The sequence below is a fragment of the Streptomyces sp. NPDC029151 genome (assembly GCF_055564315.1).
The window spans coordinates 957226-976449 of record NZ_JBVHWQ010000002.1; the positions used below are offsets into that span (position 1 = coordinate 957226).

A 19224-nucleotide genomic window follows, 5' to 3' on the forward strand; every position below is an offset into this window, starting at 1 on the left:
TCACTTGCCCGGTACGGGCCACACGGTCCGCGTGACGGTGACGGTGACGGTGACCGCCGGATCGGGCCGGCCCCCGGTGGGCGGGCGGTACGTCGGTCCGGGCGTCGCCGAGCAGTCGCCCAGCCCGTCGACGTGGAAGACCTGCCTGCCGCCGACCTTGGCCGTCAGGTCACCGCGGACGCAGGCCCCGTCGACGGCCTTGGTCACCACCCCGGTGACGACGATCTTCCGTCCGTCGTCCGTCTCCCCCCGGCAGTCGACGGAGACGAGCGTGCTCTCCGTCGGCGACGGCGAGGCACCCCGGGTGCCGTCGTCGCCCTGCCGCCCGGTGCAGGTCAGCCAGGCGACGTTTACCTGCCGGTGCTCCAGCGCGGCGGTCGCGGTCCGGTCCGTGGTGTAGGCGACGGTCGCGGACCCGAGCCCGCCGGGCTGACACGCCACGACGGCTCCCGCGCCCACCGCGACGAGCCCCACCACGGCCGCCGTCCGCGACCCGCGCCGTATCCGCCTCGATACGCCCATACAGCGCAGCGTGCCACCGCCCCGCACCGCGCGGAAGCCCGCATACGGCCACTCACCCGTTCGGGGGGCGGGCCGCCTACGGTGGTCCGGTGCGCAGTGAACGCAGGCTCAGACGGCTCGTCCTGCCCGACGGGACCGAGTACCGGTGGCGGGTCCGGCACCGCCACACCGAGGGCGGACCCTGTACGGAGGTGCTCTCGCTCAACCGGGACGGGACCGTGACGCACATCGTGTTCCCCGGCGTGGTCGTCGGCGGTTACGGGCACTCCGGTCTGGTCTTCGACCGGCACGGACACACCGTCAACCTGCACGAACCCCGCGTCGTCCGGGCCTTCGTCGACGAACTGCGGGGCCGTGGCGGGCCGGTGGCCGGCGAGGTGGACGGCTGGCTGCTGCTGCCCGCCGTCAGCCGCGCAGCAGCAGCCACTCCTGGAGCTCCACCAGGTTGCCCTCCGGGTCCTTGAGGTGGGCGACGCGCATGCGGTCGGTCATGGGGGCCGGACCGTGCAGCAGGGTGGCGCCGCGGGAGGTGATTTCCGCGCAGTAGGCGTCGAGGTCGTCCACGCGCAGGACGACCAGGGAGCGGTGGCCGGTGGCGGTGTCGCCCAGTTCGGCCAGGACCTCGGCCATCATCGCCCGGTCCTGCAGGGCGATCCCGGCGGAGCCGGTGTGCGGGCTGAACTTCTCGTACGGGCCGCGTGCGGCGCCGGACTGCGGCTTGAGGCCGAGGACGTCGGCGTAGAAGCGGTAGCAGGCGGGGAAGTCGGTGACCAGGAGCCGGACTTGGGCGAGTTCCACGGGGCCTCCGCGACGGGTCGGGACGAGGGGTCAGGACCAGCGGCCGGTGCGGCCCAGCAGCAGGGCCGTCGCGGCGGTGCCGGCGGTGGACGTGCGCAGGACGGTGGGACCGAGGACGCAGGCCTTCGCGCCCGCCTCCTCGAAGAGCGCCAGCTCGTCCCGGGAGACGCCGCCCTCCGGCCCCACGACCAGCACGATCTCGCCCTCGGTGGGGAGTTCGGCGGTGGCCAGGGGCCGGCTGACGTGCTCGAAGTCGGAGTGGAGCACGGCGGCGAAGTCGGCGGCGGCGAGGAGCTCGGCGACCTGCCTGGTGGTCGCCAGGTCCGCGACCTCCGGGAAGCGCAGCCGCCGGGACTGCTTGCCGGCCTCCCGTGCGGTGGCCCGCCACTTGGCGAGCGCCTTCAGCCCCCGCTCGCCCTTCCACTGGGTGATGCACCGGGCCGCCTGCCAGGGCACGATCGCGTCGACACCGGTCTCCGTCATCGTCTCCACGGCCAGTTCGCCGCGGTCCCCCTTGGGCAGGGCCTGGACGACGGTGATGCGGGGGCTGGGCTCGGGCTCCACCGGGAACTCGGAGGGCTCGACCACCAGGTGGTCCTTGCCCGACACGCTGACGACGGCCCCGGCCGCGCCCCGGCCCCTGCCGTCGGTGAGGACCACGTGCTCGCCCGGCTGCAACCGCCGTACCGAGACGGCGTGCCGCCCCTCGGGGCCCTGGACGTCGACGACGGAGCCGGGGCCCACGCCCTCCAGCGAGTCGACGACGAACACCGGCGCGGTCATCACGCACCACCCCCGGCCGACAACGCTGTCCCGGCCTCGGCGAGTTCGGCCGCCAGTACCTCCACCAGCCGTCCGGCCGGCAGCTCCCGCGCCATCCGGTGCCCCTGTCCCGCCCACAGCGCCAGGCCCTGCGCGTCCCCGGCCTTCGCGGCGGCCTTGCGCAGCGGCGCGGTGAGGTGGCCGACCTCCGGGTAGGCGGCGGGGGCGTACGGGCCGTGCTCGCGCAGGAAGCGGTTGACGAGCGCGCGGGCCGGGCGTCCGGTGAAGGCACGGGTCAGCTCGGTGCGCGCGAACAGGGGGTTGGTCAGCGCCTGTTTGTGCAGGGCGTGCGCCCCGGACTCGGGAGTGGCGAGGAAGGCGGTGCCCAGCTGGGCCGCGCTCGCGCCCGCCGCGAGGACGGCGGCGATCTGGCTGCCGCGCATGATGCCGCCGGCGGCGACGACCGGGATCCGCACGGCCTCCCGCACCTGCGCGACCAGCGACAGCAGTCCGATGCCGGAGCCGTCGTTCTCCGGGAGGTCCCGGTGGGTGCCCTGGTGGCCGCCGGCCTCCACGCCCTGCGCGATCACCGCGTCCGCCCCGGCCCGCTCGACCGCGCGGGCCTCCTCCGCGGTGGTGGCGGTGACCAGGGTGAGGGTCCCGGCCCGGCGGAACCGGTCGAGCACCTCGCGGGCCGGCACGCCGAAGTGGAAGGAGACCACCGGCACCGGGTTGTCGAGGAGGACGGCGAGCTTGGCGTCGTAGCCGTCGTCGCGGCCGCTGTCCGGGTCGCCCAGCTCGGTGTCGTACCAGGCGGCCTCGCCGGCCAGCTGGTGCGCGTACACCTCCACCGCGCCGGACTCGGCCTGGTCCGACTGCGGCACGAACACGTTCACGCCGAACGGGCGGCTCGTGAGCCCCCGCAGCTGCTTGATCTCCTGGTACATGCCGTCGGCCGTCTTGTACCCGGCGGCGAGGAAGCCCAGGCCACCGGCCTCGGAGACGGCGGCGGCGAGCCGCGGGACGGAGACGCCGCCCGCCATGGGGGCCTGCACGATCGGCTGGGGGAAGAGATCGGTCAGTGCGGAGGACATGACCGCATGTTGTCACGTCCTCCGTACAAGTCCGAATCCGGGCTTCCCCCGGCATCAGGCCCCTGGCACACGGGGCGGGAGCCCTCCGTACGCCGCCGCCCGGCGTTCCCCGACGGTCGGGGGACGGTCAGGGGCAGCGCCCGCCGAACGCGTCCTCCGGGCCGGGGAACAGCCTCCGCCGACCGGCCCGGCCGCGCCGGCCCGGGGCCGGTCCCCGCACGTCCCGGCCGGCCCCGCGGGCCACGTCAGCGCCCGTTGAACGCGTCCTTCAGCCGGGAGAACAGCCCCTGCTGACCGGGCTGGAACTGCCCCTGCGGCCGCTCCTCGCCGCGCAGCTTGGCCAGCTCGCGCAGCAGTCGCTCCTGCTCGGGGTCCAGCTTGGTCGGGGTGGTCACCTCGACGTGCACGATCAGGTCGCCCCGGCCGCCGCCGCGCAGATGCGTGACGCCCCGGCCGTGCAGCGGGATCGACTGGCCGGACTGGGTGCCGGGCCGGATGTCGACCTCCTCCATGCCGTCCAGCGTCTCCAGCGGCACCTTGGTGCCGAGGGCCGCCGCCGTCATGGGGATGGTGACCGTGCAGTGCAGGTCGTCACCGCGCCGCTGGAACGTCGGGTGCGGCAGCTCGTGGATCTCGACGTACAGGTCGCCGGCCGGGCCGCCGCCGGGGCCGACCTCGCCCTCGCCGGCGAGCTGGATCCGGGTGCCGTTGTCGACACCGGCCGGGATCTTCACGGTCAGGGTCCGCCGCGAGCGGACCCGGCCGTCGCCGGCGCACTCCGGGCACGGGGTCGGCACGACCGTGCCGAAGCCCTGGCACTGGGGGCACGGGCGGGAGGTCATGACCTGGCCCAGGAAGGACCGGGTGACCTGGGAGACCTCACCCCGGCCGCGGCACATGTCACACGTCTGCGCGGAGGTGCCGGGGGCGGCTCCCTCGCCGTTGCAGGTGTTGCAGACGATCGCGGTGTCGACCTGGATGTCCTTGGTGGTCCCGAAGGCCGCCTCGTCCAGCTCCACCTCGATCCGGATCATCGCGTCCTGGCCGCGCCGGGTGCGCGAGCGCGGCCCGCGCTGCGACGCCGTACCGAAGAACGCGTCCATGATGTCGGAGAAGTTGCCGAAGCCGCCGGCGCCGAAGCCGCCCGCGCCGGCCCCGCCCGACTGGGAGAGCGGGTCGCCGCCGAGGTCGTAGACCTGCTTCTTCTGCGGGTCCGACAGCACCTCGTAAGCGGCGTTGATCTCCTTGAACCGCTCCTGGGTCTTCGGATCGGGGTTGACGTCCGGGTGCAGCTCGCGAGCGAGCCGACGGAACGCCTTCTTGATCTCATCCTGCGACGCGTCGCGGCGCACGCCGAGAACGGCGTAGTAGTCCGTGGCCACTTACGACTCCGCCAGGATCTGTCCGACGTACCGTGCCACTGCGCGTACCGCTCCCATCGTTCCCGGGTAGTCCATGCGGGTCGGTCCGACCACGCCGAGCTTGGCAACCGCCTCGCCGCCAGAACCGTAGCCGACCGACACGACGGAGGTGGAGTTGAGTCCTTCGTGGGCGTTCTCGTGGCCGATGCGCACGGTCACGCCCGGGTCCTTCGCCTCGCCGAGGAGCTTGAGGAGCACGACCTGCTCCTCCAGTGCCTCCAGGACGGGCCGGATCGTGAGGGGGAAGTCATGTCCGAAACGGGTCAGATTGGCGGTGCCGCCGATCATCAACCGCTCCTCGTTCTCCTCCACGAGTGTCTCCAGAAGAGTGGAGAGCACCGTGGAGACCGTACCGCGGTCCTCCGGCTCGAAGGCGTCCGGCAGGTCCTCCAGCAGCTTCGGCACGTCCGCGAAACGGCGGCCGGCGACCCGGCTGTTCAGCCGCGCCCGCAGATCCGCCAGCGAGGCCTCGCCGAACGGCGCCGGGCAGTCGACCATGCGCTGCTCGACCCGGCCGGTGTCCGTGATCAGCACGAGCATCACGCGCGCCGGAGCGAGCGAGAGCAGCTCGACGTGCCGGACCGTGGACCGGGTCAGCGACGGGTACTGCACGACGGCGACCTGCCGCGTGAGCTGGGCGAGCAGCCGCACGGTCCGCGCCACGACGTCGTCGAGGTCGACGGCGCCCTCCAGGAAGTTCTGGATGGCGCGGCGCTCGGGCGCGGTCATCGGCTTCACGCCCGCGAGCTTGTCCACGAACAGCCGGTAGCCCTTGTCGGTGGGGATGCGCCCGGCACTGGTGTGCGGCTGGGCGATGTACCCCTCGTCCTCCAGGGCCGCCATGTCGTTGCGGACGGTCGCCGGGGAGACGCCGAGGTTGTGCCGCTCGGTCAGGGCCTTCGACCCGACCGGCTCCTCGGTGCCCACGTAGTCCTGGACGATGGCGCGCAGTACCTGAAGCCTGCGTTCACTCAGCATCCGCGCGCACCTCCAGCATGTCGTCCCCTCGTCCCTTCGGGTCCTCCGCCTGGCACTCTTCCCACGCGAGTGCCAGCGATCCCCGGCCCAGTGTACGGCTGTCGGGTGCACACTGGGCAAGGTCGGGCCGCGGTACGGGGTCGTACCGCTAGCGTCGCGGGTATGACCGTGACTTGGGAAGAGCTGGGGTGGGAGCGGCTGACCGCCGGGGTGGGGCGGTGCCGGCTGCCCGGCTGGGACTGCACGGCGGGGCTGGTCCTGGGGGAGGGCACGACCCTCCTCGTGGACGCCGGTTCGAGCCTGGCGGAGGGGGCCCGGCTGCGCGCGCGGGCCGAGCGGCTGGCGGGCGGCGGTGTGACCCATCTCGCGCTCACCCACCCCCACTTCGACCACGTCTTCGGCGCGGCGGCGTTCGCGGGGGCGGAGCTGTACGGGGCGGTGGGGGTGGACGCCGCGCTGACGCACGAGCGCGACGAGCTGCGTCTGGACGCGGTCCGCAACGGGCTGCCGGTGGCCGACGCCGACGAGGCCGTGGAGGCCCTGACCGCCCCCCGGCACCTGGTCTCCGGCGAGTGGACCCTCGACCTCGGCGGCGGTCGCCAGGCGCTGCTGGCCAACGTGGGCCCCGGCCACACCGCGTACGACCTCGCGGTCCTGGTGCCGGGCGATCCGGAGGTGGTCTTCTGCGGCGACCTGGTGGAGGAGTCCGGCGAGCCCCAGGCGGGCCCGGACGCGGTCCCGTCCCGCTGGCCGGACGCCCTCGACCGCCTGCTGTCCCTCGGCGGCGAGGACGCGCTGTACGTACCCGGCCACGGAGCGGTGGTGGACGCGGACTTCGTACGACGACAGCGGGACGAACTGGCGAGGCGGTTCGGTGTGGGGTGAGCGGAGGCCGGGCGCGGCTGCGGGCCTCCGGCGCGGGACGGCGGCTGCGGCGGGCCTCCGACGTGGGACGGCGGCCGCGGCGGGCCTCCGGCGCGGGACGGCGGCCGCGGCGGGCCTCCGGCGCGGGACGGCGGCTGCGGCGGGCCTCCGGCGCGGGACGGCCGGCGGACTCGCGCGGGGCGAGCCGGATCCCGGCGCGGGACGCCCGGCGGTCCTGTGCGGGGCGAGCCGGCCTCCGGCGCGGGACGCACGGCGGCCTCGTGCGGGGCGAGCCGGCCCCGGCCCGGAACACACGGCGGACTCGTGCGGGGCGAGCCGGCCCCGGCCCGGAACACCCGGCGGTCCTGTGCGGCGCGAGCCCCCGGCCCGGGACGCACGGCCGTCTTGTGCGGGGCGAGCTGGCCCACGGCGCGGGACGCACGGCGGTTCCTGTGCGGGGCGAGCCGGACCAAGGCGCGGGACACACGGCGGACTCGTGCGGCGCGAGCTGGCCCACGGCGCGGGACGCCCGGCAGACTCGTGCGGCGCCAGCCCGCCCCCGGCCCGGGACACACGGCGGTCCTGTGCGGGGCGAGCCGGACCCCGGCGCGGAACACACGGCGGACTCGTGCGGGGCGAGCCCGCCCCCGGCCCGGGACACACGGCGGTCCTGCGCGGCGCGAGCCGGACCCCGGCGCGGAACACACGGCGGTCCTGTGCGGCGCGAGCCGGCCCACGGCGAGGGACGCCCGGCAGACCCGTGCGGCGCAAACCCACCCCCGGCCCGGAACACCCGGCGTTTCGGCTCGATCTCCGGCGTGTCGTGAGCGGCTCCGTACGGGTTCTCCTATCGTCATCCGAATGCGCCCACCCGTCTCCCGCCAGCACCCCTCCCACGAGGGCCCCCCGGGTCCGCGCCCTCGTGTGTACTCCGCCGACCTGACCCCTCCGTGGAAGAAGCGGAAGCCCGTGCCGGAGGTGCCGGCCGAGCCGGGCCTGGTGGTGGAGGAGCCCGGTACCGGGTTCTGCGGGGCGGTGATCCGCTGCGAGGCCGGCACGGTGACCCTGGAGGACCGCTTCGGCAAGCACCGGGTGTTCCCGCTGGAGCCGCGCGGCTTCCTGCTGGAGGGCCGCGTGGTGACGCTCGTACGGCCCGCCCCCTCGGCCCCGGTACGTCCCACCCGTACGGCGTCCGGCTCCGTCGCCGTCCCCCAGGCACGCGCGCGCGTGGCCCGCGCCGGCCGCATCTACGTCGAGGGCCGGCACGACGCCGAGCTGGTCGAGAAGGTGTGGGGCGACGACCTGCGCGTCGAGGGCGTGGTCGTGGAGTACCTGGAGGGCGTCGACGACCTGCCCTCCATCGTCTCCGGCTTCGCCCCGGGCCCCGACGCCCGCCTCGGCGTCCTGGTGGACCACCTGCTGCCGGGCACGAAGGAGTGGCGCATCGCGGAGTCGGTGACCAGCGAGCACGCCCTGGTCGTCGGCCACCCGTTCATCGACATCTGGCAGGCCGTGAAACCGGCGGCCCTGGGCATCCCGGCCTGGCCGGCGGTGCCGAAGGGGCAGGACTGGAAGACGGGGGTGTGCCGGGCCCTGGGCTGGCCGTCGGAGAACACCGGCGCGGTGTGGCAGGCGATCCTGAAGCGGGTGGGGTCCTACAAGGACCTGGAGCCGGAGCTGCTGGGACGCGTGGAGGAGCTGATCGACTTCGTCACGGGCAGCGGCGGGGCCTGACGCCGGGGAGTGCCGTGCACGGTGTCGGGGCCGGCCGTCGTCACGTCGGGGACGGGCCCGGCGTCCCGGGGGCACTCACGCGCCGGGGTGATCAGTCGACCAGGTCCCGCACCACCGCGTCCGCCAGCAGCCGCCCCCGCAGCGTCAGCACGGCCCGCCCCTCCCCGTACGGCCCCTCCTGGAGGAGTCCGTCCGCCAGCGCGCGACGGGACGCGGCGAGTCCCTCCTCCTTCAGCAGCGACAGCGGGACCCCCTCCCGCAGCCGCAGCTCCAGCAGGATCCGCTCCACCCGCCGGTCCTCGTCGGACAGCAGCTCACGCCCGGCGCCCGGCGACTTCCCCGACGCCAGCGCCGCCGCGTACGCCCCCGGGTGCTTCACGTTCCACCAGCGGACGCCGCCCACGTGCGAGTGGGCGCCCGGCCCGGCCCCCCACCAGTCGGCGCCGCGCCAGTACAGCTCGTTGTGCAGGCAGCGGCCCGCCTCGGAGGTGGCCCAGTTGGAGACCTCGTACCAGTCGAAGCCCGCCGCGCCCAGCATCTCCTCCGCGATGAGGTACCGGTCGGCGTGCACGTCGTCGTCGGTCATCGGGACCTCGCCCCGGCGGATCCGGCGGGCGAGCTGAGTGCCCTCCTCGACGATGAGCGCGTAGGCGCTGACGTGGTCGGGGCCGGCGCCGAGGGCGGCGTCCAGCGAGGCCCGCCAGTCGTCGTCGCTCTCGCCCGGGGTGCCGTAGATCAGGTCCAGGTTGACGTGCTGGAAGCCCGCCGCCCGCGCCTCGGCGACGCAACGCTCGGGGCGGCCGGGGGTGTGGGTGCGGTCCAGGACCCTCAGCACGTGCTGCCTGGCGCTCTGCATGCCGAAGGAGATCCGGTTGAAGCCGCCCTCGCGGAGGGTGGCGAGGTAGGCGGGGTCGACGGACTCCGGGTTCGCCTCGGTCGTGACCTCGGCGTCCGGCGCCAGCCCGAACTCGTCCCGGATCGCCCCCAGCATCCGTACGAGGTCGTCGGCGGCCAGCAGCGTCGGCGTACCGCCCCCGACGAAGACCGTACGGACCTCGCGCGGGTCGTCGCCCAGCACCTTCCGGGCCAGCCGGATCTCGTCGGTCAGCGTGTCCGCGTAGTTGTCCCGGGAGGCGAGCACCCCGCCGGTGCCGCGCAGCTCGGTCGCCGTGTAGGTGTTGAAGTCGCAGTACCCGCAGCGGGTCGCGCAGTACGGGACGTGCAGGTAGAAACCGAGCGGGCGGTCGGCGGCCCCGGCGAGCGCGTGCGCGGGCAGCGCGCCGTAGGTGGGGACGGGCTCGCCGTCGGGGAGTGCGGAAGGCATGCCTTCCATTGTCCAGCACCGGTGGTGTTACTCCGCCTGGAGCACCAGCAGGGCGAGGTCGTCCTCGGGCAGTCCGCCGCCGAAGTCGTGGACCAGGCGGCGGATCCTTTCAGCGATCTGCTCGGCGTCGAGCCCGGCGCAGCCGGACAGGGCGCGGGCGAGCCCGTCGCCGTCGTCGAACTGGCGGGTCCCGGAGCGTCGCTCGGTCACCCCGTCGGTGACGCACAGCAGGCTGTCCCCGGGGCGCAGGTCGAGGGTCTCGCTGGTGTAGGTCTCGTCCTCGACCACGCCGAGCAGGGTCTGCGGACGGGCGGCGGTGCGGACGGTGCCGTCGGGGCCGAGCACGAGCGGCAGCGGGTGGCCGGCGGAGGCGAGGGTGCAGCGGACCCCGCCGTCGTACGGCCGCAGCTCGCCGTAGAGCAGGGAGAGAAAGCGGGTCTGCGGGCCGTCCCCGGCGGCCAGGGGCCGGGCGCCGGCGGCGACCAGGGCGCGGGCGGCGGCGTCGGACGCCTCGGTGGCGTCGTCCAGGAGGAGCTGATTGAGGCGGTCCAGGACGTCGGCGACGCGGTAGCCCTCGCGGGCGAGGAGGCGCAGCCAGGGCCGGGCGAGGCCGATCACCACGGCGGCCTCGGGGCCCTTGCCCTGGACGTCGCCGACGGCGAAGCACCAGCGGCCGTCGCCCGCCGGGAACAGGTCGTAGAAGTCGCCGCTCGGGCCGCCCTTGTCGCAGGGCTCGTAGACGAGCGCGCTGCGCATGCCGGGGATCTCGGCGACCGCGCCGGGCAGCAGGCCGCGCTGCAGGACGGCGCTGATGGTGGCCTGGCGGGCGTACTGGCGGGCCGCGCCGATGGCCAGCGCGACCCTGCGGCCGAGGTCCTCCAGCAGCCCGGTGACCTCGTCGGGAACACCCTCCGGCCCGCACCGGCCGATGACCAGTGTGCCGAGCGGCCGGCCGCCCGCGATCAGCCGGTACGACAGCGCCGTCCCCTGGGCGCCCTGGGGGCCGAGCGCGTGGCCGGGCCAGGGGTGGGGCCGGGGGCCGGAGCGCAGCCCGTCGGGCGGGCCCGGCGGTTCCTTCTCCAGGGCGCACCGCAGTTCCTCGACGCGGGTCTCGCCGGCGTGCCAGACCCGTGCGGGCCCGTGGTCGGCACCGCCGCGTACGGTCGCCTCGTCCTCCAGCCAGACCGCGCACCAGTCGGCGAGCCGGGGCACGATCAGCTGGCCGGTGAGCGCGACGACCAGGTTCTCGTCCAGCTGTCCGGCGAGCAGGTCGGAGGCCTCGGCGAGGAAGGACAGGGCGCCCCGGCCGAGCCAGTCCCGGTCGCCGTCGGCGCGGTGCGGCTGCGGGGCGAGGTCCTCGGCGATCCCCAGGGCGGGCTCGGGGGCGGGTCCGTCCAGGGGTTCGCCGTCGCCCGGGGGCAGCCGCGCCCACACGGTCTTGGCGCCGGTGCGGTAGGTGACGCCCCAGGACTCGGCGAGCGTGGCGACGAGGCGCAGGCCGCGCCCGTACTCCGGGGTGTCGTACGTCCCCTCGCCTCCCGTGGCGTCCCGCGGGGCACGGAACGGGTGCTGGTCGCCCACCTCGACCACGAACGCGCCGGTCTCCTCCAGCCGCCACTCGACGTGCACCTCGGTGCCGGCGTGCACGACGGCGTTGGTGACCAGCTCGCTGACGACGGCCATGACGTCGTCGGCGAGCCGCGCGGAGACCCCGGGCGCCGCGGTCAGGGCGGCCCGCACCAGCGCGCGGGCCGACCCCGGGGCGAGGGCGCTCCCGGGCAGCGTGGCCCGCCCCCGCCGCTCCCCGGGCTGGGCGCCGCTCTCCCGCTGCGTCGGTATGGCCGCCATATCCATGCGGTCAGGGTGACAGACAGGGGGCGCGTATAAGCGGTGAGTTACTCAAGTGGCCGGAAGGCGGACACTTTCGAGCGCCGTCGAGCACGCGACGGCGGCGCCCAGTCACAAACTCCCCAAGCGGCGCGGGGCGGTGTCGGCACGCGGTCCGCCGCGGGGCGCGCCCGGCCCCACGGACGGCCCGCGACCGCCGGCGCTCCCCACCGGCCCCACCGACCCGACCGGCCCTCCGGAACGGCGCTACGCCTCCCGCGTCCCCGCGTACATCTCGTCGATGAGGTGCTTGTACTCCCGCTCCACCACCGGCCGCTTCAGCTTCAGGCTCGGCGTGATCTCGCCGTGCTCCACATCGAGGTCCCGCGGCAGCAGCCGGAACTTCTTGATCGTCTGCCAGCGCTGGAGCCCGGCGTTGAGCTGCCGCACGTACCCGTCGACCATCTCGACCGTCTGCGGCGCGGCGACGATCTCGGCGTACGGCCTGCCCTCCAGTCCGTTCTCCTTCGCCCACTCCTGGATCGCGAGTTCGTCCAGGGCGATGAGGGCGGTGCAGTAGTTCCGGTCGGCGCCGTGCACGAGAATGTTGGACACGTACGGGCACACCGCCTTGAACTGCCCCTCGACCTCGGCCGGGGCGACGTACTTGCCGCCGGACGTCTTGATGAGGTCCTTCTTGCGGTCGGTGATGCGCAGGTAGCCGTCGGGGGACAGCTCGCCGATGTCGCCGGTGTGGAACCAGCCGTCGGACTCCAGCACCTCGGCGGTCTTCTCGGGCTGCTGGTGGTAGCCCTCCATGATGCCGGGGCCGCGCAGCAGGATCTCGCCGTCGTCGGCGATGCGGACCTCGGTGCCGGGCAGCGGCTTGCCGACCGTGCCGGTGCGGTACGCCTCGCCCGGGTTGACGAAGGAGGCCGCGGAGGTCTCCGTGAGGCCGTAGCCCTCCAGGATGTGGATGCCGGCGCCGGCGAAGAAGTAGCCGATCTCCGGGGAGAGCGCGGAGGCGCCGGAGACGCAGGCGCGCAGCCGGCCGCCGAAGGCCTCGCGGAGCTTGCCGTAGACGAGGGTGTCGGCGACCTTGTGCCTGGCGCCGAGCCCGAACGGCACGGAGGCGGTGCCGGTGCGGCGGAAGTTGTCCTGGCTGGCCTTGGCGTACTCGCGGGCGACTTCGGCGGCCCACTGGAAGATCTTGTACTTGGCCCCGCCGCCCTCGCGGGCCTTGGCGGCGACTCCGTTGTAGACCTTCTCGAAGATGCGCGGCACGGCCGCCATGTACGTCGGCTGGACCACCGGGAGGTTCTCGATGATCTTGTCGACCCGGCCGTCGACGGCGGTGACGTGCCCGACCTCGATCTGGCCGGAGGTGAGCACCTTGCCGAAGACGTGCGCGAGCGGCAGCCACAGGTACTGCACGTCCACGCCGCTGATCAGGCCGGTCGCGGCGATGGCCTTGGCCATGTAGGCCCAGTTGTCGTGCGGCAGGCGCACGCCCTTGGGGCGGCCGGTGGTGCCGGAGGTGTAGATGAGGGTGGCGAGCTGGTCCTTGGCGATCGCGCCGACGCGCTCCTTGATCAGCTGCGGGTGCTGCTCCAGGTAGGCGTTGCCCCGCTCCTCCAGCTCCGCGAGGCTGATCACCCAGTCGCCGGTCTCGACGCCGGCCGCGTCGACGACCACGACCTTGGTCAGCTCCGGCAGTTCGGCGCGCTTCTCCAGGGCCTTGGCGAGCTGGGCCGCGTCCTCGGCGATCAGCACCCGGCTCTCGGAGTCGGAGAGGATGAACGCCGATTCGTCGGCGTTGGTCTGCGGGTAGACGGTCGTGGTGGCGCCGCCGGCGCACATGATGCCGAGGTCGGCGAGGATCCACTCGACCCGGGTAGACGAGGCGAGCGCCACCCGCTGCTCGGGCTGGATGCCCAGGTCGATGAGGCCGGCCGCGATGGCGTACACCCGCTCGGCCGCCTCGGCCCAGCTCAGCGACTTCCAGTCGTCGGGGCCCTGGCCGGAGGCCGGTGGGACCGGGTAGCGGTAGGCCTCGGCGTCCGGTGTGGCCGCCACGCGCTCCAGGAAGAGGGCTGCCACGGACGGCGGACGGTTCTCGATCAGGGTCTGTGTGTCGCTCACGACATCCTCCGGGGGCCCGCGACGGTGCGGCTGACTCGGTGCGGCTGGGTTAACTCACGGTGGGGTTTCGGGCTGTTGTTTAACTCGCGAGTAACTATCGAGCAGGGATCAGGGTAAGGGGCGACCGGCCCGTGCGTAAGGGGCTTCGGCCTGTTGCTTTCCACTCGGCGCGACGCTACGCACGCGCAAGGGCCCGCCGCACTTTCGTACGACGGGCCCCCGCATGCCCGCTTTGCGGACGTGACCGGCTGTTACCTCAGGTTACTTCTTGCCCTTGCCCGACCCCGCGCTGTCATCGCTGGACAGGACCGCGATGAAGGCCTCCTGCGGAACCTCCACGGAACCCACCATCTTCATCCGCTTCTTGCCTTCCTTCTGCTTCTCCAGCAGCTTCCGCTTACGGGAGATGTCACCGCCGTAGCACTTGGCGAGGACGTCCTTGCGGATGGCGCGGATGGTCTCGCGGGCGATGACCCGGGAGCCGATGGCGGCCTGCACCGGGACCTCGAAGGCCTGCCGCGGGATCAGCTCCTTGAGCTTGGCGACGAGCCGCACGCCGTACGCGTACGCCTGGTCCTTGTGGGTGATCGCCGAGAACGCGTCCACCTTGTCGCCGTGCAGCAGGATGTCGACCTTGACCAGGGAGCTGGTCTGCTCGCCGGTGGGCTCGTAGTCCAGCGAGGCGTAGCCGCGGGTCTTGGACTTCAGCTGGTCGAAGAAGTCGAACACGATCTCCGCGAGCGGCAGCGTGTAGCGGATCTCGACCCGGTCCTCCGACAGGTAGTCCATGCCGAGGAGGGTGCCGCGCCGGGTCTGGCACAGCTCCATGATCGAGCCGATGAACTCGGTCGGCGCGAGGATGGTGGCCCGCACGACCGGCTCGTACACCTCGTTGATCTTGCCCTCGGGGAACTCGCTCGGGTTGGTGACGGTGTGCTCGCTGCCGTCCTCCATCACCACCCGGTAGACCACGTTCGGCGCGGTGGCGATCAGGTCGAGGCCGAACTCGCGCTCCAGCCGCTCCCGGATCACGTCCAGGTGCAGCAGGCCGAGGAAGCCGACGCGGAAACCGAAGCCGAGGGCGGCGGAGGTCTCCGGCTCGTAGACCAGCGCGGCATCGTTGAGCTGCAGCTTGTCCAGGGCCTCGCGCAGCTCCGGGTAGTCCGAGCCGTCCAGCGGGTACAGACCCGAGAACACCATGGGCTTCGGGTCCTTGTAGCCGCCGAGCGCCTCGGTCGCGCCCTTGGCCTGGCTGGTGACGGTGTCACCGACCTTGGACTGCCTGACGTCCTTCACGCCGGTGATGAGGTATCCCACCTCACCCACGCCGAGGCCGTCCGCCGGGAGCATCTCGGGCGAGCTGACGCCGATCTCCAGCAGCTCGTGGGTGGCGCCGGTCGACATCATCCTGATGCGCTCGCGCTTGTTGAGCTGGCCGTCGATGACACGGACGTACGTCACCACACCGCGGTACGAGTCGTACACCGAGTCGAAGATCATCGCGCGGGCGGGTGCGTCGGCGACCCCGACCGGCGCCGGGATCTCCTTGACGACCTTGTTCAGCAGCGCGTCCACGCCGAGACCGGTCTTCGCGGAGACCTTGAGCACGTCCTCCGGGTCGCAGCCGACCAGGTTCGCCAGCTCCTCGGCGAACTTCTCCGGCTGGGCGGCCGGCAGGTCGATCTTGTTCAGCACCGGGATGATCGTGAGGTCGTTCTCCATCGCCAGGTACAGGTTGGCGAGGGTCTGCGCCTCGATGCCCTGGGCGGCGTCGACGAGGAGGATGGTCCCCTCGCAGGCGGCGAGCGACCGCGAGACCTCGTAGGTGAAGTCGACGTGCCCCGGGGTGTCGATCATGTTGAGGATGTGGGTCGTGCCCTGGTCGGGGCCCTCGGTCGGGGCCCAGGGCAGACGCACCGCCTGGGACTTGATCGTGATGCCGCGCTCGCGCTCGATGTCCATCCGGTCGAGGTACTGAGCACGCATCTGCCGCTGCTCGACCACACCGGTCAGCTGGAGCATCCGGTCGGCGAGCGTGGACTTGCCGTGGTCGATGTGCGCGATGATGCAGAAATTGCGGATCAGAGCCGGGGCGGTACGGCTCGGCTCGGGCACATGGTTAGGGGTCGCGGGCACGCAGGGTCCTGTCTCTTGAGGCGCCTTATGCCTCGGGTCGGATCGTTACGTAGTCTCCATGGTCCCACGGGGAGGGACCGGGGGCCGTTTTGGGCCGTCCGGAAGGCCACTGGTACTGTAGATGGCTGTGCCTCATGCCCTCTCAGCGCGAGGCGCGACAGAAAAGTTTGGATCACCGGTACGGGACCCCCGCGGCCCCGTACCTGAACCTGAAAAGGCTCCTTCGTGGCGAACATCAAGTCCCAGATCAAGCGGATCAAGACCAACGAGAAGGCTCGGCTGCGCAACAAGGCCGTCAAGTCCTCCCTGAAGACCGCGATCCGCAAGGCCCGTGAGGCCGCTGCCGCCGGTGACGTCGAGAAGGCCACCGAGCTGCAGCGCGCTGCCGCGCGTGCGCTCGACAAGGCCGTCTCGAAGGGCGTCATCCACAAGAACCAGGCCGCCAACAAGAAGTCGGCGCTTGCTTCCAAGGTCGCGTCCCTCAAGGGCTGAACTCCTTTCTGATCTGACCGCCGGAAGGACCCAGAGCGGGCCCTCTCTCATCCGCTCCCGTCCGGCACCCCCGAGCCTGTTCGCGGCCTGCGTTCGCCACGCGGGAACGGGCTCACACCAGCTTGATCCGAAGGCCTCGGCACCTCTCCTTTCCCCAAGGCAGGCGCCGGGGCCTTCGGCATGCGCCAGGGACTCAGCCCCGGACCCGACCCGCCTCCCCGCTTGTCCCGTTTGCCCCGCTTGTCGGGGTCCTCGGCATGTTCATCGTCCTCAGACGCACTGGTCGTCCTCGACGCACTGGTCGATGCCGGTGGTCCGGTCTTCGGCACTCCGGAGACCGAGGTGGCCGCCCCCTCGGAACCGCCTGTCCTAGTGCTCCGGTGTGATGGGATGCAGGGCCACGGCGCACCGCCGGCCGACGCCTCGCGCCCGGCGTGGATCACCCGGAAGCCGCCACCGGTCTCCCGTGGTCTCCTGGCAGAGCCGGCCGTACCTCCCGATGGCCGTGTCCTGGCCCTTCGTCGTGCGAGTCTCCTGGCCGCGACCGCCGGGTGAACGGATCAGCCCCGGCCCCTCGACCGCGCCGCCCGTGCGATCACCACGACCGCCTTCTCCAGCGCGTACTCGGGATCGTCCCCGCCTCCCTTCACGCCCGCGTCGGCCTCGGCGACCGCTCGCATCGCCACCGCGACCCCGTCGGGCGTCCAGCCCCGCATCTGCTGCCGGACCCGGTCGATCTTCCACGGAGGCATGCCCAGCTCACGTGCCAGATCGGCCGGCCGTCCGCCGCGCGCCGAGGACAGCTTCCCGATCGCCCGCACGCCCTGCGCCAGCGCGCTGGTGATCATCACCGGCGCCACGCCCGTGGCCAGCGACCATCTGAGCGCCTCCAGCGCCTCCGCCGTACGGCCCTCCACGGCCCGGTCGGCGACGGTGAAGCTGGACGCCTCGGCACGGCCCGTGTAGTACCGTCCCACGACCGCCTCGTCGATCGTGCCCTCCACGTCGGCGACCAGCTGGGAGACCGCGGAGGCCAGCTCCCGCAGATCGCTCCCGATGGCGTCGCAGAGCGCCTGGCACGCCTCGGGGGTGGCCGACCGTCCGGACGAGCGGAACTCCCCCCGCACGAAGGCCAGCCGGTCCGCCGGCTTGGTCATCTTCGGACAGGCCACCTCCCGCGCGCCCGCCTTGCGCGCGGCGTCCAGCAGCCCCTTGCCCTTGGCGCCGCCCGCGTGCAGCAACACGAGCGTGATCTCCTCGGCGGGCGAACCGAGGTACGCCTTCACGTCCTTCACCGTGTCGGCGGTCAGGTCCTGCGCGTTGCGTACGACCACGACCTTGCGCTCGGCGAAGAGCGACGGGCTGGTCAGCTCGGCGAGTGTGCCGGGCTGCAGCTGGTCCGGGGTCAGGTCACGTACGTCCGTGTCGGCGTCGGCGGCCTTGGCGGCGGCCACCACCTCCTGCACGGCACGGTCGAGCAGGAGGTCCTCCTGGCCCACGGCAAGGGTCACCGGGGCGAGAGGGTCGTCGTTCGCAGTCTTCCTGGCCATCACTCACAGCATCCCACGCGGCACTGACACCGAAGCGGCCCCGGCACCCTGACCGGGCCCGGAGCGGACCCTTGGTGGGGGTCAGGGCCCGGGTACCGGGGACCCAGGGTCTGGGGTCTGGGGTCCGGGGGCCGGGGTCCATGGTCCGGGGTCCGGGGTCCGGGTCTGGGGTCCAGGGGCCGGGCTCCAGGGGTCGCGGTCCGGGGGCCGGGCCGGGGTCAGGGCTCCTCGCGCCAGCCGTCCCACTCCCCCGCGAAGGCGTCCAGTTCGGCGGGGTCGAGGCGTTCGTGCTCGTCGCGCACCACCACCAGCCACTGGGCGTCCTCGGCATCGTCCTCGCCGGCCAGGGCGTCCCGGACCAGCTGGGGCTCCTCGTGGAGCCCGAACCGCTCCCCGAGCGCCTCGGCCGCCTCCTCGGCGGCGTCGCGGTCGGGCAGCACCAGCACATGTCTCACATCGCTCACGGGCCCATTGTCCGGCACCGGGGACGGGGTGAAGAGGCAGGTCAGGCGGGGGCGGCGGGAGGAACGGCCCGGGGTCGCCCGTGCGGCACGACGCCCAGGCCGGCCTTGGGCTGGGGCGGGGGCGAGCCCGGGCGGGGAGGGGAACCTCCGGGCGGAACCGACGATCACGTGAATCCACGCGCATTACGTGCGTGCGCCGCGACCGAGGCGGATCAGCCGGCCGGGTCGGGGTTTCGCACAGTCGGTACACAGCTCAGCTCGATCCCGAAGCGTTCCCGGTAGACCGTCAGCACCTCGTCGTCCGTCTCCAGCTCGCGCGTCCGCTGCGTGCCGTCCGCCGCGGTCGTCTTCAGCCTGCGCCCGCTGAGGGTGATGCGCCCTCCGTCCCCGGTGATCCGGGAACAGACCAGCGACCGCGTGAAGTGCGACGTCGGCGAGGTGCTGTGCCACCAGGCCCCGGCCGCGAAGTCCCCGAGCACCCGGGCCCGGGTCTCCAGCCGGTACTGCGGTTCGCCCTCCCGTACGACGTCCAGGTCCCCGGCGCCCGGTTCAGCGGCGCCGCGCACCCCGGCCGGGTCCGGGCCGGCCTCCACCACCCGGAACCTGCCTCCGGGGTCGTCCTGGTCCCCGCGCTCCCCGTAGGCCAGCGGGTAGTGGCTGTGCGCCCCGAATCCGACGTCGGCGAGCCAGGTGTCCCCCTCCGCCGTCCGTACCCGCAGCGCGAGATGGTCGAAGGGGATCCCGAGCCGCCCCTCGCTGTCGTACACCCGCCCCGCGAGCAGTTCCACCTGGTAACCGAGGGCGGTGAGCAACGTCGCGAACGCGCCGTTCAGTTCGTAGCAGAAGCCGCCCCGGCGGGCCTCGGTCACCTTGTCCAACAGGCCCTTCTCCTCCAGCGTGATCTCCTCTCCCAGGTGGACGGACAGGTTCTCGAAGGGGACGGTCCGCAGATGGCTCAGGTGCAGCTCGCGCAGCGCCTCACTGGTGGGCCGCGGCGGGCGGGCGAGGTCCAGCCGGCGGAGATAGGCATCGATCGAACGGGCGTCGGCCGGACAGGCATCGGTCTGTGCTGGTGTCATGGGGTCAGTCTGGGCTCTGGCCAGGCCGCTCCCCCAA

Annotated in this window: 17 protein-coding genes; 4 read left to right on the top strand and 13 right to left on the bottom strand. The window is 73.2% G+C overall.

What is annotated here, in order from left to right; translation table 11 throughout:
• The gene (locus tag ACZ4VF_RS12070; RefSeq protein WP_467925280.1) at positions 1-522 is read right to left on the bottom strand and encodes a hypothetical protein; all 522 of its coding nucleotides are present in this window, start codon (positions 520-522) and stop codon (positions 1-3) included.
• Between the two features lie 89 nt (positions 523-611).
• On the opposite strand from ACZ4VF_RS12070, the gene ACZ4VF_RS12075 reads away from it, so the two are divergent.
• Positions 612-986: a hypothetical protein gene (locus ACZ4VF_RS12075; protein WP_467925283.1), complete on the top strand. Its 375-nt coding sequence runs from the start codon at positions 612-614 to the stop codon at positions 984-986.
• Here ACZ4VF_RS12075 and ACZ4VF_RS12080 read toward each other — a convergent pair.
• From ACZ4VF_RS12080 to hrcA, 5 genes are all read right to left on the bottom strand, one after another.
• Entirely contained in the window at positions 928-1320 is a 393-nt protein-coding gene (locus ACZ4VF_RS12080) for a VOC family protein (RefSeq protein WP_467925285.1), read from the bottom strand. The two genes, ACZ4VF_RS12075 and ACZ4VF_RS12080, sit on opposite strands and share 59 nt — an antisense overlap.
• 30 nt (positions 1321-1350) lie before the next feature.
• Complete coding sequence (locus tag ACZ4VF_RS12085; RefSeq protein ID WP_467925287.1) at positions 1351-2103, bottom strand: 16S rRNA (uracil(1498)-N(3))-methyltransferase; 753 nt, start codon at positions 2101-2103, stop codon at positions 1351-1353.
• A complete protein-coding gene (locus tag ACZ4VF_RS12090; protein WP_467925289.1) occupies positions 2103-3176 on the bottom strand; it encodes a nitronate monooxygenase in 1074 nt (357 codons plus the stop codon). The genes ACZ4VF_RS12085 and ACZ4VF_RS12090 overlap by 1 nt, the downstream gene beginning before the upstream one ends.
• 245 nt (positions 3177-3421) lie before the next feature.
• Positions 3422-4558, bottom strand: coding sequence for a molecular chaperone DnaJ (gene dnaJ, locus ACZ4VF_RS12095; protein ID WP_189294225.1), 1137 nt, complete (start codon positions 4556-4558; stop codon positions 3422-3424).
• The gene (gene hrcA, locus ACZ4VF_RS12100) at positions 4559-5575 is read right to left on the bottom strand and encodes a heat-inducible transcriptional repressor HrcA (RefSeq protein WP_467925291.1); all 1017 of its coding nucleotides are present in this window, start codon (positions 5573-5575) and stop codon (positions 4559-4561) included.
• A 162-nt stretch (positions 5576-5737) separates the two neighbouring features.
• On the opposite strand from hrcA, the gene ACZ4VF_RS12105 reads away from it, so the two are divergent.
• Positions 5738-6460 carry an MBL fold metallo-hydrolase gene (locus ACZ4VF_RS12105; RefSeq protein WP_467925293.1) on the top strand — a complete coding sequence of 241 codons (723 nt, stop codon included), beginning with the start codon at positions 5738-5740 and terminating at the stop codon, positions 6458-6460.
• An 840-nt stretch (positions 6461-7300) separates the two neighbouring features.
• On the top strand, positions 7301-8173 hold the full coding sequence (locus tag ACZ4VF_RS12110; protein WP_467925295.1) for a DUF3097 domain-containing protein: 873 nt from the start codon (positions 7301-7303) through the stop codon (positions 8171-8173).
• A 91-nt stretch (positions 8174-8264) separates the two neighbouring features.
• Here ACZ4VF_RS12110 and hemW read toward each other — a convergent pair whose 3' ends face one another.
• The 4 genes from hemW to lepA all read right to left on the bottom strand — a co-directional run bounded on the left by hemW (position 8265) and on the right by lepA (position 15602).
• Complete coding sequence (hemW, locus tag ACZ4VF_RS12115) at positions 8265-9497, bottom strand: radical SAM family heme chaperone HemW (protein ID WP_467925297.1); 1233 nt, start codon at positions 9495-9497, stop codon at positions 8265-8267.
• A gap of 27 nt (positions 9498-9524) precedes the next feature.
• On the bottom strand, positions 9525-11345 hold the full coding sequence (locus ACZ4VF_RS12120) for a SpoIIE family protein phosphatase (protein WP_467925638.1): 1821 nt from the start codon (positions 11343-11345) through the stop codon (positions 9525-9527).
• 246 nt (positions 11346-11591) lie between these two features.
• Positions 11592-13466: an AMP-dependent synthetase/ligase gene (locus ACZ4VF_RS12125; protein ID WP_467925299.1), complete on the bottom strand. Its 1875-nt coding sequence runs from the start codon at positions 13464-13466 to the stop codon at positions 11592-11594.
• A 261-nt stretch (positions 13467-13727) separates the two neighbouring features.
• Positions 13728-15602, bottom strand: a complete 1875-nt coding sequence (gene lepA / locus ACZ4VF_RS12130) for a translation elongation factor 4 (protein ID WP_467925300.1) — start codon at positions 15600-15602, stop codon at positions 13728-13730.
• A 225-nt stretch (positions 15603-15827) separates the two neighbouring features.
• Here lepA and rpsT point away from each other — a divergent pair, with 225 nt between their 5' ends.
• A complete protein-coding gene (gene rpsT, locus ACZ4VF_RS12135) occupies positions 15828-16094 on the top strand; it encodes a 30S ribosomal protein S20 (RefSeq protein WP_004001350.1) in 267 nt (88 codons plus the stop codon).
• A gap of 560 nt (positions 16095-16654) precedes the next feature.
• Here the strand turns inward: rpsT and holA are convergent.
• From holA to ACZ4VF_RS12150, 3 genes are all read right to left on the bottom strand, one after another.
• A complete protein-coding gene (gene holA, locus ACZ4VF_RS12140) occupies positions 16655-17644 on the bottom strand; it encodes a DNA polymerase III subunit delta (protein WP_467925303.1) in 990 nt (329 codons plus the stop codon).
• A 218-nt stretch (positions 17645-17862) separates the two neighbouring features.
• Positions 17863-18108, bottom strand: coding sequence for a hypothetical protein (locus ACZ4VF_RS12145; protein WP_467925305.1), 246 nt, complete (start codon positions 18106-18108; stop codon positions 17863-17865).
• A gap of 212 nt (positions 18109-18320) precedes the next feature.
• The gene (locus ACZ4VF_RS12150; RefSeq protein ID WP_467925307.1) at positions 18321-19187 is read right to left on the bottom strand and encodes an arylamine N-acetyltransferase family protein; all 867 of its coding nucleotides are present in this window, start codon (positions 19185-19187) and stop codon (positions 18321-18323) included.
• Between the last annotated feature and the right edge of the window lie 37 nt (positions 19188-19224).

What these genes read in the sequence shown, in the direction of transcription:
- ACZ4VF_RS12070 (WP_467925280.1), bottom strand. Translation starts at nt 522, where the DNA reads ATGGGCGTATCGAGGCGGATACGGCGCGGGTCGCGGACGGCGGCCGTG.
- ACZ4VF_RS12085 (WP_467925287.1), bottom strand. Translation starts at nt 2,103, where the DNA reads ATGACCGCGCCGGTGTTCGTCGTCGACTCGCTGGAGGGCGTGGGCCCC.
- ACZ4VF_RS12090 (WP_467925289.1), bottom strand. Translation starts at nt 3,176, where the DNA reads ATGTCCTCCGCACTGACCGATCTCTTCCCCCAGCCGATCGTGCAGGCC.
- hrcA (WP_467925291.1), bottom strand. Translation starts at nt 5,575, where the DNA reads ATGCTGAGTGAACGCAGGCTTCAGGTACTGCGCGCCATCGTCCAGGAC.
- ACZ4VF_RS12105 (WP_467925293.1), top strand. Translation starts at nt 5,738, where the DNA reads ATGACCGTGACTTGGGAAGAGCTGGGGTGGGAGCGGCTGACCGCCGGG.
- ACZ4VF_RS12110 (WP_467925295.1), top strand. Translation starts at nt 7,301, where the DNA reads ATGCGCCCACCCGTCTCCCGCCAGCACCCCTCCCACGAGGGCCCCCCG.
- hemW (WP_467925297.1), bottom strand. Translation starts at nt 9,497, where the DNA reads ATGCCTTCCGCACTCCCCGACGGCGAGCCCGTCCCCACCTACGGCGCG.
- ACZ4VF_RS12120 (WP_467925638.1), bottom strand. Translation starts at nt 11,345, where the DNA reads ATGGCGGCCATACCGACGCAGCGGGAGAGCGGCGCCCAGCCCGGGGAG.
- holA (WP_467925303.1), bottom strand. Translation starts at nt 17,644, where the DNA reads ATGGCCAGGAAGACTGCGAACGACGACCCTCTCGCCCCGGTGACCCTT.
- ACZ4VF_RS12150 (WP_467925307.1), bottom strand. Translation starts at nt 19,187, where the DNA reads ATGACACCAGCACAGACCGATGCCTGTCCGGCCGACGCCCGTTCGATC.